The 12,877-nt window shown below is 70.1% G+C and carries 10 protein-coding genes and 1 pseudogene; 5 read left to right on the top strand and 6 right to left on the bottom strand.

The window, feature by feature from the left end:
• Together ACZ4WH_RS31340 and ACZ4WH_RS31335 are read right to left on the bottom strand one after the other, a co-directional pair.
• On the bottom strand, positions 1 to 319 hold a 319-nt coding region (locus tag ACZ4WH_RS31340), incomplete at its 3' end, for a WXG100-like domain-containing protein (protein WP_468187189.1).
• Entirely contained in the window at positions 309 to 674 is a 366-nt protein-coding gene (locus ACZ4WH_RS31335; protein WP_468187187.1) for a hypothetical protein, read from the bottom strand. The genes ACZ4WH_RS31340 and ACZ4WH_RS31335, both read right to left, overlap by 11 nt.
• A gap of 1,078 nt (positions 675 to 1,752) precedes the next feature.
• Here ACZ4WH_RS31335 and ACZ4WH_RS31330 point away from each other — a divergent pair.
• Together ACZ4WH_RS31330 and ACZ4WH_RS31325 are read left to right on the top strand one after the other, a co-directional pair.
• Positions 1,753 to 3,108 (top strand): phosphatase PAP2 family protein, encoded by a 1,356-nt coding sequence (locus ACZ4WH_RS31330; RefSeq protein ID WP_468187185.1) that lies wholly within the window; start codon positions 1,753 to 1,755, stop codon positions 3,106 to 3,108.
• A gap of 168 nt (positions 3,109 to 3,276) precedes the next feature.
• Positions 3,277 to 6,045: a helix-turn-helix transcriptional regulator gene (locus ACZ4WH_RS31325; RefSeq protein WP_468187183.1), complete on the top strand. Its 2,769-nt coding sequence runs from the start codon at positions 3,277 to 3,279 to the stop codon at positions 6,043 to 6,045.
• Between the two features lie 28 nt (positions 6,046 to 6,073).
• On the opposite strand, the gene ACZ4WH_RS31320 is transcribed toward ACZ4WH_RS31325, so the two are convergent.
• The 4 genes and pseudogenes from ACZ4WH_RS31320 to ACZ4WH_RS31305 form a co-directional block, all read right to left on the bottom strand.
• A complete protein-coding gene (locus tag ACZ4WH_RS31320) occupies positions 6,074 to 6,595 on the bottom strand; it encodes an SRPBCC family protein (protein WP_468187181.1) in 522 nt (173 codons plus the stop codon).
• 207 nt (positions 6,596 to 6,802) lie between these two features.
• Positions 6,803 to 6,934: pseudogene (locus ACZ4WH_RS31315) on the bottom strand (fluoride efflux transporter FluC); the annotation flags it as partial.
• A 300-nt stretch (positions 6,935 to 7,234) separates the two neighbouring features.
• Positions 7,235 to 8,203, bottom strand: coding sequence for an amidohydrolase family protein (locus ACZ4WH_RS31310; protein WP_468187179.1), 969 nt, complete (start codon positions 8,201 to 8,203; stop codon positions 7,235 to 7,237).
• 205 nt (positions 8,204 to 8,408) lie between these two features.
• Positions 8,409 to 9,452 carry a LacI family DNA-binding transcriptional regulator gene (locus ACZ4WH_RS31305; RefSeq protein ID WP_468187178.1) on the bottom strand — a complete coding sequence of 348 codons (1,044 nt, stop codon included), beginning with the start codon at positions 9,450 to 9,452 and terminating at the stop codon, positions 8,409 to 8,411.
• Positions 9,453 to 9,710: 258 nt separating this feature from the next.
• Here ACZ4WH_RS31305 and ACZ4WH_RS31300 point away from each other — a divergent pair, with 258 nt between their 5' ends.
• Genes ACZ4WH_RS31300 through ACZ4WH_RS31290 form a run of 3 tightly spaced genes read left to right on the top strand, consistent with a single transcriptional unit; the run spans position 9,711 to position 12,859 of the window.
• On the top strand, positions 9,711 to 11,006 hold the full coding sequence (locus ACZ4WH_RS31300) for an ABC transporter substrate-binding protein (protein ID WP_468187176.1): 1,296 nt from the start codon (positions 9,711 to 9,713) through the stop codon (positions 11,004 to 11,006).
• Positions 11,007 to 11,012: 6 nt separating this feature from the next.
• Positions 11,013 to 11,924, top strand: coding sequence for a carbohydrate ABC transporter permease (locus ACZ4WH_RS31295; RefSeq protein WP_468187174.1), 912 nt, complete (start codon positions 11,013 to 11,015; stop codon positions 11,922 to 11,924).
• A complete protein-coding gene (locus tag ACZ4WH_RS31290) occupies positions 11,921 to 12,859 on the top strand; it encodes a carbohydrate ABC transporter permease (protein WP_468187172.1) in 939 nt (312 codons plus the stop codon). Before ACZ4WH_RS31295 ends, ACZ4WH_RS31290 begins: the two co-directional genes overlap by 4 nt.
• Positions 12,860 to 12,877 lie beyond the last annotated feature (18 nt).

Genomic DNA, 12,877 nt, shown 5'->3' with positions numbered 1-12,877 from the left:
TCGCGTCGTCAATGGCGTCGGCGAACTTCTCCAGCGCCTTGGCCATCTCCCGCGAGGACTTCGCGAGGTCGCTCAGCCAGCCGCCGTCCTGGTCCCTCGCGTAACGGCCCCAGAACTTCTCGAACGCCTCGATCGACTCACCGGTGTTGTTGTGGATGATCGAGGACGCACTGCGGTGCACGGGAGCGCGGACATCGTCTACCGAATCGGCAAAGGCACGCCAGGCCTTCGCCGCGTCCCTCAGCTTGCCGGAGTCCGCCTCCGGCCACCACAGGCCCAGCTTCAGAAGGATGTGGCGGGCCTTGTCCTCAACGCTCACCGGCACCGTCGCTCTGCTTGTCGGTCTTCACTTCAGTGAACATGCCGGCGATGAGCTGGTCGTTGTCCACGTGCCCGTCCGACAGGTCCGCCAGCGCCTCGTGAATGCTCGTCAGGCCGAGCACCAGGATGCCCGCCGCGCTCTCGATCTTCTTCTGCTGCGGCTTGTAGGCGTTGCCGAACTTGTCGCCCTGCTCGTCGTGGCCCCAGGGCTCACCGAGGCCGTCCAGGGTCTGGATGAGTGTCGTCAGTGCCTTGCTCAGATCGATGGCCCCCTGGTGGAAGGCCGGTGCGGCCGCCTTGATGTCGGCGGTCTTGATGTCCAGGACCTTGCCGGGCACCTTGCCGTCGCCCATCGCCGTCGCCTCCCCCTTCGCAGCTGCGGCTCCGACCATAGGGCAGACGGGTAAAGGGAGTGCCATGTCGGCCCTGCGCGTGATGGGGCCCGTCGACCATTCGTCTCAGAGTTCTCCTGCTGGTTGGCCGTGATGACGTTCCGAGGAGCGGGTGGGTGATCACCTCGTCAGCCGAAGAGATGACCAACGGGGCCGCGGTGATGCGGGCCCGCGCCTCAGCCAGAACTCGGGGTCGAACGGGTGGCGGGCAGGCGTGCAGAGCCCTTCGGGTGCACGTCCTGGGAGCCATCTGGGAGCCAACCCGCTCCCCGGACCCCTTCCAGGCCCCGCGACACCAACCGAGCCCATCCGTCTGAGCTGGGGAAACGTGATCGAAGCTGGCAGGCTCACCAACCGAACCTCATTCGGGACGAAGAGGTCGTGGCTTCGAATCCCGCCACCGGGATGTTTTGGGAGCCGTTTGGGAGCCGACTTCGGAATCCGGCTCCCAAGGAGCGCTGGTGCACGCCCAGGAGCCCGACGCCTCCGAGCGCGGTCGACTCACGTTCAAGCGGCCGACTCCTGTCCCGGACCGACTTCTTCCGGTGGGTCGAGAAGCCTGAAGTCACAGTCGCCCGGACGGCGCCCCAAGCGCCGGACCATCAGAGCACCGAGAAGTGCGACCCCAGGGCCACCAACCGGCCCCGAGTCCGTACCGACGTAGAAGAAGGCAAGGGATACATGTCCCCGAGGGCAGCCTGCCTGAGACGCGGTTTCTGGTCCACGCGCCGCCGATGACGATGCCGATCTTTGTGGGCGGCCGACCCCGCCTCGTCCGACGCCGACGTCCGCGCGAAGGACCGGCCGGTTCGCTCCCAGGCGAGCGGACCGGCGCGGCTCCGTATCCGATCTGGCCCCAGGCGGTCATGGCGCTTCCTGACCGACGGCTGCCGTGCACCCTCACCGCTCCGATAGCATGTTCGAACTAACGACGATCATCCCTCCGCCTCACACCAGAAACCATGCCATGCAGTGCGAAAAGTGACCCGGTCAACCACATAACAAATCGGCCAGACAGTTGACATCTAGAGCATCGCGGATGTTTTCGCGAACAAACGGGAGAACGACGCCCGCCGTGTGGCGTCAACCACGCGCGATACTGTGGGCCACGGCTGGTGTGGCGGCACTCGGCTTCCTCATCACGCTGGAGATAGTCGCGCGTCGCTACGCAGGTATACCGGGGCCGTTGACCGAACAGGCGAAAGAGGCGATATTCGCGCCCAAGCCGGGGCCGCCGTACGCCGGTCTGGCCTTGATGATGGTGGTACTCACCGGGCGGCAACGGTTCATCGCGGCTGTTGTCGCGATCGGCATCGACGTCGTTTTCGTACTGGTGCGATGGGCGTTCGACGCCAGGGTGGCCGACGGCCATTTCTTCGGCAACGGCGCGTTGTGGGTGCTGCTGGGTTACGCGGTCATCGCCGTCACGCGCCGCAGCGGCCGGGAACGTGTCCTGCTGCTGAAGGGCGTGGGGCTGGGCCTGCTGCTGGTGACCGGCCGCAAGACGGGCGACACCTGGCTGCTCATCACCTCGAAGACCCGCCCGGCCGTGCTCGATCAGTACGTGGCAACCGCCGATCACGCGCTGGGCAACCCCTCGTGGCTGATAGGCCGGTTCGTCGAGGCCACCGGCCCGATCGGCACCCATCTCCTCGGCCTGGTCTACGCGCAGCTCGCGGTGGCCGCGGTCGTCGTCGCGCTGTACCAGCTGCGCAACGTGAGGGTCGACGGCCGCTTCCCACGCCATCATCTGGTGCGCACCTTTCTGGTGATCGGCCTCCTCGGGCCGGGCATCTACATGCTCTTCCCGGTGGTCGGACCGGTCTTCGCCTACGGCCCGGGTGCCTCCGGCACCGGCGGCGTGCAGTGGGCGGTGGCCAACCTGTGGCCGCACACACCGCCGCCCCTCAGTGCCCCGCACCCGATGCCCTACGACGAGATCACCCCCCGCAACTGCATGCCCAGCCTGCACACGGCGTGGGCCACCGCGATCTTCATCCATACCCGCAGCGGCCCACGGATTCTGCGGTACGCGGGCACGTTCTGGCTGATCGCCACGCTCGCCGCAACGCTGGGCTTCGGCTACCACTACGGCACGGACCTCGTCGTCGGCGTGGTGTTCGCGCTCACGATCGAGGCGGCCCTGCGCTCGCTCGACCGCGGCTGGGATCGGTCAGGAGTCCGGCTTGTCGCTTACGGGGTCGCGGTCTTCGCCGCGCTCCTGGTGTCCTATCGCTATCTGCCGGTGGAGATGGCCGAACATCCGTGGTTGTCCGGACCACTTCTCATTCTGGCGATGGCCTCAGTGGTCCACGGCTACGTACGAATCACCGGACTCCGGGAACCGAAGGCCGCTCGGGCACGACAGCCGGAATCACAACCCGAGCTGGTGTGAAATGTCCCATCAGCTGTCCCGTGGCGGCCCAACCAGGTGCGGGGCCTGCGTGGCCTTCGTTCCGGAGAAACGTACTTCCCCTCGGAAACCACCGGTGGCGGTGCGGCTGAGACCCGCCGTGCGAACCCCGCCTTGATGCGCCGACAGCCCCCGAGGGAGACTTCACGGGTGATCCAGCCCGGCGACCGACCCGAAACCCTCGTGGGACGCCTGCGAGAAATCGACTTTCTGCGGCGTTTCCTCCAGCAGACCGGAGTGAACGGCGGCACGTTGCTGCTGTCCGGAGACGCGGGTGTGGGCAAGACGGCCCTGCTGGAGGCGACCGCCGACGCCGCCCGCGCGTCGGGGACGACGATCCTGCGCGTGACCGGAGCCGAGTTCGAGGCCGAGGTGAGCTTCGCCGGGCTCAACCAGGCCCTGTTTCCCCTGGTCGACGAATTCTCCGCACTGGGAGACGAACACGCCGGGGCGCTGCGGGTCGCTCTGGGCTTCGCGGTCGGTCCCGCTCCGGACCGGCTCCTGCTGTCCAACGCCGTGACCCTGCTGTTCCGCAGAGTGGCCGCGCGTGCGCCGCTGCTCCTGATCATCGACGACCTGCCCTGGCTGGACCGGGCCAGTGCGGTGGTGCTGAGCTTCGCGGCACGCCGGCTGATCGGCAGCAGGGCCGGGCTCCTGGCGGCCTTCAGAACCGGATCGGCCGGCTATTTCGACATCAGCGGCCTGCCCGAGCTGCCGTTGCGGGCCTTGGACGACGAAGCGGCTGCCCAGCTGCTGGCAGAGCGCTTCCCCGGCCTCCACACTCAGGTCCGGGCGCGGATACTGAGCACCGCGCAGGGCAACCCTCTCGCCCTGCTCGAACTCCCGCACGCCGTGCGGGAAACCCGGCGCGGCCCCGCCGAGCCCGTGCCCCGGATACTCCCGCTGAACCAGCGCCTGCAAGGGCTGTTCGCGGCCCGGGTGGCGGCGCTGCCCGCCGCGACCCGTACCCTGCTGCTCACCGCCGCGCTGGAGAGCACCGGTGACCTCAGGGTGCTGCAAGCCGCGGCAGGCGCCGGTTACCGGCTGGACGATCTCGCACCCGCCGAGCAGGACCAGCTCGTCAGGGTCGCGGCCGCCTCGCACACGGTGGCCTTCCGGCACCCGCTGATCCGGTCCGCTGTCGTGGCGGAGTCGACCTCGGCCGAGCGCCGGCAGGCGCACCAGGTCCTGGCGGAGGTCTTCCGCGACGATCTGGAGCGCCGGGCGTGGCACCTGGGCGAAGCCACCGTGGAACCCGACGAGGAGGTGGCGGCGCTGCTGCAAGCGGCGGCCCGCCGTGTCCGGGGACGCGGGGACTACCAGGCTGTCATCTCTCTGCTGTGCCGGGCCGCCGATCTCAGTCCCACCGCGGAGGCACGCGCCGGCCGCCTGGCCGAGGCCGCCTACATCGGAGCGGAAGGCCTGGCGGCGGGCAGCACCCCGGAACTGCTGCGGGACGTCCACCAGTCCGACGATCAGCCGTCCGCTTCCCTGCACTACGCGTCGGCGGCCGCGCTCCAGCTCCTCGAATCGGACGGGCACGTGGACACCGCACACCGCCTGCTGGCCGAGGCGATCGAGGCGTGGCCGAACCGTGCGGACGCCGACGACGAGGAACTGGTCATCGCGCTGTTCACCCTCGCCCTGGTCTGCCTCGTCGGAGGACGGGCCGACCTGTGGACGGCGTTCCACAGAGCGGTGGCCCGTCTCCGGCCCGAGCCGCCGGAGTTGCTGGTGATGACCCCCGGCCTGTACGCCGCCGATCCCGTCCGCACCGGCGTGGCCCTGTTGCCGGTGCTGGACGCCCGGCTCGCGACGATCCATCAGGAACGGGATCCCGAGGTGGTGCAGAACGTGGCGGCGAGCGCGATCTACGCGGACCGGCTGGCCGAGGTGCGGGAGGCACTGTGGCGGTCCATCCGGCAGGGCCGGGCCGACGGACCCGGCAGGCGACGGATCGTCGCTCTCATGGATGTGTGCTTCGACGACTTCGTCCGCGGTGAATGGGCCGAGGCCGGCGAACTCGCGGCCGAGGGTCTCACGGTGTGCGAGGAGTTCGGGGGCAGGTTCTTCAGCTTCTACTTCCGCTACCACCAGGCTCTCCTCGCCGCCGTTCAGGGCCAGTTCGAGACCAGCCGCGCCCTCACCGACCAGATGATCGGCTGGGCCGGTCCGCGCGGCGTGGGCATGGCACAGACGTACGCCCGCCATGCCTTGGTCCTGGCCCACCTCGGGGAAGGCGACTTCGAGTCGGCCTATCAGCACGCGACGGAGATCAGTCCCGCCGGGACCCTCGCCTCACATGTACCGCACAGTCTCTGGGTGGCCCTGGAACTGGTCGAGGCCGCCGTCCGCACGGACCGCAGGGCCGAGGCCGAGCGGCACGTACGCGTGCTGCGCGAGTCGGGCGTCGCCGCTCTCTCGCCCCGGCTCGCGATGCGGGAAGCGGCCGCCGCGGCACTCGTCGCCGATGACGAGGCCGTGGAACTCTTCGACCGCGCCCTGGCGGCGCCGCGAACCGGCGAGTGGCCCTTCGACACCGCGCGGGTCCGCCTGCTCTACGGCGAACGGCTGCGCCGCTCGCGGGCGGTGAGCGAGGCGAAGGCCCAGCTCAGGCAGGCACTCGACGCCTTCGAGAAGCTCGGTGCCGCGCCTTGGGCGGCGCGCGCCGAACGAGAGTTGAGGGCGGCGGGGCAGGCCGCGCGTACCGCCTCCACCACCCAGGGGGTGGCCGCCCTGACTTCGCAGGAACTGGAGATCGCGCGGCTCGCGGCGTCCGGTCTGACCAACAAGGAGATCGGCGAGCGGCTGTTCATCTCACCGCGGACGGTGAGCAGTCACCTGTACCAGATCTTCCCGAAGCTGGGCATCACCAAGCGGGCGGCCCTGCGGGACGCGATCGGCAGCGACGACGCCTGATCCGCGAGGCGGACCTCGCACCACCCGGTCATCGGAGCCAAGTCCAGCCGACCTCCACCCGCCCCTTCAGCCCCGTGAGCCACCCCTCCACCATGCGCTGGGCGCACTCCGGATCCGCTTCCCGGTGTGCGATGGCGGCGGGGCCGCGCGCCGCGAACCCCATGAGGACCAGGGTCCGGCCGCCGTGGGCCAGGAGCAGCCACTCCTGGTACAGGCCGATATCGGTGCCCTGCGCGAACCACGCCAGGCGGCTGCCGGGGCTGTACTCGCCGACCCGTGCGCGCACCTCCAGCCCCTCCAGCCGATAGGCGAACTCGCTGTCGGTCCGCAGCCCCGGCGACTCGGTGTCCTCCGCGGGCCCGTCGTCGATCGGCGTGACATCCCGTGCCCAGCTGCACAGGTCGGCCAAGTGTCCGAAGACGGCCGCCGGCCGCGCGTCGATGTCGGCCTCGGCGACGGCCCAGAGGTCCGAGAAGTCGGGGGAGTAACCGATCGGCCAGTGCAGAAGTCGGTGGCCGTCCGGCTGATCCGGTCCGGGCGCATCGAACACGATGTCTTCCTCCGTGCGGCTCCTGGTGGTTTCTTCACTCACCAGGCTTCCCGACGGCACACGGGCGGGCATCAGTCATTCGACGGGGTACCGCGCGTCATGGCATCGCGGCCGGTGCCGGCACCCCGCTCAGCCCCGGCAAGGAGCCGGGCACCCGACATGAACAGGGTCAACGTCTCGTAGGAGAACGCAGCCGTACCGACCCGGACAGGCGGTGACGTTGACGGTGAACGTGCCCCAGGGGAAGACGCCGCCCGTCCACGCGTGCAGGGCACGGTCGGTGAGGTAGCGCAGCAACGCGCCCACCAGCCCGCCGACCGCGACGAGAAGCCAGTTCACGGCGTGTCGGCGGTCATACCCCGCCGCCGCGGGCGTGCCAGGAGCCGGTGGGTCACCGCCGCGGCGCACCCGACCGCCCCGAGCGCGGAGGTGGTCCAGGGGAAGGTGCCGGGCCCGTGGGACACAGTTGTCCGGCGCCGTAGCGCGCGACGGAGCCGACGCCCCCCGGCCGCGACCGCGGCGAGCAGCGCCGTTCTCTCACCGGCCGCTGCTGGGCACGGGCCTCGCCCTGGACGACGGCGGCCGGACGGATGGCCGTGATCATGACGCGTCTTCGCGCGAGCGTGGTGACCGGTCCGCTCAGTGACCGGCGGCCAGGTCCGGCAGCAGCCGGGCCGCGTTGCGGGTGGTCAGCGCGCGCCAGGTGCCGCCGGCCGGCTGTTCGGCGGCGTCGACGGAGGCGATCTGCGCGACGGTTCCGGCGGCCGGGGTCCAGCAGTAGTCGCTGCCGTAGAGCAGGCGGTCGTAGCCGAAGGTCGTCGTGAGCACCGGGATCTGGTGCGGGAAGGGGCTGCCGGCCATGTCGAACCAGAGGCCGCGCAGCTGCTCCTGCACGGTGGGGCCGTCCTGGGCGCCGATGCCGAACACGGTCCGGAACAGCTCCATGCGGTCGGCGAGCAGCGGCAGGGCGCCGCCGCCGTGGGTGAAGACCCACTGGATGCGCGGGTAGCGGCGCAGCACTCCGCTGAACAGCAGGTCGGAGACGGTACGGGTGGAGTCGAACAGGAACTCCAGCATGGGCCGGGGCCGGTCCAGGGCGACGGCCTCGTGGCAGGGCGGCGAGGTGGGATGGACGAAGACGACGGCGCCGCGCTCGTCCAGGTCCCGCCAGAGGGGTTCGAAGCGGGCGTCGCCGAGATAGGCGCCCGCGTGGTTGGTCTCGACGGCGACGCCGTGGCTGCCGAGGACGTCGAGGACGTGGGCGGCCTCGGCGCGGGCGCCGTCCACGTCGGGCAGCGGGAGGGAGGCGAAGTGCCCGAAGCGGCCGGTGTGTGCGCGCAGCACGTCCGCCGCGAACTCGTTGACCCGCCGGCTCAGCAGGCGCGCGGCGCGGTCGTCGCCGAAGTGGGTACCGGGCGACGAGACGGACAGCACGCTGGTGCGGATGCCGTGGGCGTCCATGAGGTCCAGGTGCTCGGCCGCCGACCAGGTGGGATAGCCCCGCATGCCGTCGGGGAGCAGATGCCCCGCGGCCTTGGCGGCCTCGACGTAGTCGGGGGTCACGAAGTGGGCGTGGACGTCGACGAGTTGCTCCGCTGTCGCGGTCACGGGGAGGTCCTCCGATCCTGGCCGGCGACATGAGCGGGGCGCGTGCCGTGGGCTGGGGCGTGCGGTCCCTGAGGCTCCGTGCTGCGGCGCCTCGGCCGGTTCCCCGATTCTCGTCAGGCGGCCCGCGGGAGGGCCATGGGGTGATCCCCATGGCCGGACGGGGCGGCCATGGGGATCACCCCACGGCCGGGGGGCGGCCCCGTTCCTAGCTCGACGCCGGTCCCGTGCTGTCCCGGGCTATGAGTTCGGGCAGCGGTACCTGGACCGTGCCCGGGGCGGCTCCGTCCAGCAAGGACACCAGTTCCCGGGCGGCCGTACGGCCGAAGGCCACCGTGTCCCGGGAGAGCGCGGACAGCCAGGGCTTGACCATCCGGCATAGCGCGGAGTCCTCCCAGGAGACCACCGACACGTCGTCCGGCACGGTGAAGCCCAGTTCGGCCACGGCGGCGACGCCCGCGACCGCCATCACGTCGTTGTCGTAGATCAGCGCCGTGGGCGGGGTCGGGGCGGTCAGCACCCGGCGGGTGACGGCGGCTCCCTGCGCGTCGGAGTAGTCGGTGGTCACCGAGCGGACCTCGGTCAGCCCGCGCCGCTCGGCCTCGGCGCGCAGGCTCCGCACCCGCCGCTGGGTGTGCGCGAGGCCGGGGAGCCCGGCGATGTGCACGATCCGCCGGTGGCCGAGCGCGTGCAGTTCGGCGACGACGGCGGCCATCGCGCCGGCGTCGTCGGCCCACACCGCCGACAGCCGTGGGTCCAGCCCGGCCGGCGCGCCCCCGATCACCACGGCGGGCAGGCCGAGTTCGTCGAGGAGGGCGGGGCGGGGGTCGTCGGTGCGGGGGTCGACCATGAGGACGCCGTCGACCCGGTGCTCGGCCCACCAGGTCCGGTATACCGCGCATTCGTCGGCAATGTCCTCTACAACTTGGAAGAGCAGACCGAGATGTCTCTCGGCCAGCACTTCCTGGATGCCCGAGACCAACTGGAGGAAGAACGAGTCCACACCGAGGGTGTGCGCGGGCCGGGCCAGTACGAACCCGACCGTCGCCGCCCCCTCACCGGACAGCTGGCGTGCGGCGGTGCTCGGCCGCCAGCCCAGCTGCTCGGCCACCCGGCGCACCCGGGCCCGGGTCACGTCCGAGACCCCGGGGCGGTTGTTGAGGGCGAAGGAGACGGCGCTCTCGGAGACCCCCGCCCGCCGCGCGATGTCCTTCATCGTCGGCCGGCGAGCCGGTGCACGCTTGTCCGCCACGTCCGCTCCCATTCCCTGCCATCGAGCACTAATGCGCTTGAGCGCTGTCAGCCTAAAGCGCATTAGCGATCAGAGGCAAGAGCCGCGCCACGCGCCTGTCCGGCCCACGTCAACCCCGCCTGACCTGCGACTTCTATCGATGCCGGGAAGTTTTCAGCCGAATCCATTGACATTTTTCCGCCGAAGGATGCAATGTCTGCCCCTGAACCCGTGGCCGGCATCGTCGCCGTGGCCCATCGTCCGAAGGAGCCCCCAGCCGTGCGCATATCCCGCAGAACCCTCGCCACCGCTGTCGCCGTCGCGGCCCTGCTGCCGCTCAGTGCCTGCGGCTCCGGGAACGACGACAGCTCGTCGGGCGACGCCTCGGGCAAGATCGAGGGCAACATCACCTTCCAGACCTGGAACCTGCGCGCCAACTTCAAGCCCTACTTCGAGGGCGTCATCGCCGACTTCGAGCACAAGTACCCGGGCACCCACGTGAAGTGGGTCGACCAGCCCGCCGAGGGCTACGCGGACAAGCTCAGCGCGGAGGCGGCCGGCGGCACGCTGCCCGACGTCGTCAACGTCTCTCCCGACCTGGCCGCCCCGCTCGCCAGGGCCGGGCTCGCCCTGGACCTGGACAAGGACAAGACGGCGGCGAAGTACAAGAGCGAGTACCTGCCCGGTGCGTGGAGCAGCACCGACATCCCGGGCCTGCCGGGCACCTGGGCGTTCCCCTGGTACCTGAACACCGGCCCGCTGTTCTACAACAAGGCCCTGTTCAAGGAGGCCGGCCTCAACCCCGACCAGCCGCCGAAGACGTACGCCGAACTGTTCAAGGACGGCCTCCAGATCTCCAAGAAGACCGACGGCAAGGTCGCCACCCTCGCCAACGTGCCGGCCGTCGAGGACTTCGGCCGCTACGGCGTCCAGCTGATGAACAAGGAAGGCACCGCCTTCACCTTCAACGACGCCAAGGGTGTCGAACTCCTCACCAAGTACAAGGAGTTGTACGACGCCAAGGCCCTCGACCCGCAGGCCCTGACCGCAACGCCCGAGTCGTCCGGCCAGAAGTTCCTCACCGGCGCCGTCGCCATGAACCCCGGCAGCGCGCTGGACCTGAAGAACTTCAAGACGCAGGCGCCGACCTTGTACAAGAACATCGGCATCACCGACCAGATCACCAGCACCGGCCACGTCAACATGTACGTGCAGAACGTGATGGTGAACGCCCAGTCCAAGCAGAAGCCCGCGGCCGTGGCCTTCGCGCACTTCGTCACCGACGCCAAGAACCAGATGGCCTTCGCCAAGCAGGTCGCCATCTTCCCGAGCACCGGCGGCTCCCTGAACGACCCGTACTTCACCAAGGAGGACGGCACCGACGAGACCCGGGTCCGGGTGGCCGCCGCCAAGTCCCTGAAGACGGCCGTGAACTACACGCCGGTGCTGTTCAGCGACCAGATGAAGACCGCGCTCCAGCAGGAGGTCGCCAAGGCGCTCCAGGGCAAGGAGAGCCCCAAGCAGGCGCTCGACAACGCTGTCAAGGCCTGCGACCAGCTGCTCAAGCAGGGCTGATCCGCTGTGGCCCTCTCCTCCCCTGCTCGCCGGGGCTCCCGGGTGCGGCGTCAGCTGCCCACCAGTCCGTGGCTCTTCGCCGCACCCGGGTTGCTGGTCACCGCCGCGTTCGTGCTGTACCCGTTCGTGTCGACCGTGGTGAACTCCTTCACCGACCGTCGCACGCTGATCCCGGGCCAGTTCGTCGGTCTCGCCAACTACCGCGAGATGCTCCACGACGACATGTTCTGGATCGCCCTGCGCAACAGCACGCTGTACATCCTCGGGGTCGTCCCCGCGCTCGTGATCCTGCCGCTGCTGCTCGCCCTGCTGGTACAGAAGCACATCCCCGGCATCGCCTTCTTCCGGTCCGCCTTCTACACCCCGGTCGTCGCCTCGATCGTGGTCGTCGGCCTGATCTGGGTGTGGCTGCTGGACGAACGCGGCCTGATCAACTCGCTGCTGGAGACCCTGGGCGCGAGCCCGGTCGGGTTCCTCAGCGACCAGTGGCTGATCCTGCTCAGCGCCATGGCGGTCACGGTGTGGAAGGGCCTCGGCTACTACATGATCATCTACTTGGCGGCGCTCGCCAACGTGCCACGTGAACTGCACGAGGCCGCCGCCGTGGACGGCGCGGGCGCGGTGCGCCGCTTCCTCAGCGTCACCGTGCCCGCCCTGCGGTCCACGATGGTCCTGGTGGCCGCGCTCGCCTCGGTCTCCGCCTTCAAGGTGTTCTCCGAGGTGTACCTGATGGCCGGCCCGACCGGCGGCCCGGCCGGCGAGGACACCACTCTCGTGATGCTCGTGCAGCGCACCGGCACCGGCCTCAGCGGCCGGGTCGGCTACGCCTCCGCGATCTCCGTGGTGGTCTTCGTGATCACCGTGGTGCTGATGCTGCTGGTGCTGCGCGCGGACCGGAAGGACGAGGCCCAGGCATGACCGACACCCTGCGCACCCCGGGCGAGCGGACCGCCCGCCCGGGCCACCCGACGACCGGCACCGCGCGGCGGACCGGCCGCCGCCCCCGCTTCACCGACGAGACCGGCCGACAGGTCAGGCCCTGGGAACTCGTCCTCCGCTACCTGCTGCTGCTCGCCGTGCTGGCCCTGACGATCGGCCCGTTCCTGTGGCAGCTCTCGACCTCGCTGAAGGGTCCGACGGAGGACATCTACAGCTCCCCGCCGTCGTTCCTGCCCGAGCACCCCACCCTGCACAACTACACCCGGGTCGCCGGCGTCATCCCCGTCTGGGACTACGCCCTGAACTCCCTCAAGGTGGCCGTCGCCAGCGTGATCACCAACTGCGTCGGCTCCGCCCTGGCCGGCTACGCCCTGGCCCGGCTGCGCTACCGGGGCCGCGGGGCGGTGACTCTGGTCTTCATCCTGGCGCTGCTGGTGCCCGCCGAGAGCATCATCATCGCCCAGTTCACGACCATGCGGTCGCTGGGCCTGAACAACACCCTCATCGGCGTGGTGCTGCCCGCCTGCGTCGCCGCGATGAACGTGCTGCTGATGCGCAACGCCTTCCTCAACCTGCCGTACGAGATCGAGGAGGCGGCCTTCGTCGACGGCGCCAACGTCTGGCAGCGGTTCCTGCGGATCGCGCTGCCGTCGGTCAAGGGCACGCTCGCCGTCGTGGCGATCTTCGCCTTCATGGGTGCCTGGGACGACTTCCTGTGGCCGCTGATCGTGCTCGGCGACCCGGACAAGTTCACTCTCACCGTCGGCCTGAACTATCTGCACGGCACCTTCGCCAACGACCAGCGGCTGGTCGCCGCCGGCACGGTCATCGCCGTGGCCCCGCTCATCGCCCTCTTCGCCTGCCTCCAGCGGTACTTCTTCCGCGGGGTCGGCGAGGGTGCCGTCAAGGGCTGACCACCGTACCGAACCCCC

The sequence above is a fragment of the Streptomyces sp. NPDC029138 genome (assembly GCF_055564375.1).
Note: the sequence above shows the minus strand (reverse complement) of the source record. Positions and strands in the feature narration are given on the sequence as shown.

Coding starts and splice junctions, on each gene's coding strand:
- ACZ4WH_RS31335 (WP_468187187.1), bottom strand. CDS start 674: ATGGGCGACGGCAAGGTGCCCGGCAAGGTCCTGGACATCAAGACCGCC.
- ACZ4WH_RS31330 (WP_468187185.1), top strand. CDS start 1,753: ATGTTTTCGCGAACAAACGGGAGAACGACGCCCGCCGTGTGGCGTCAA.
- ACZ4WH_RS31290 (WP_468187172.1), top strand. CDS start 11,921: ATGACCGACACCCTGCGCACCCCGGGCGAGCGGACCGCCCGCCCGGGC.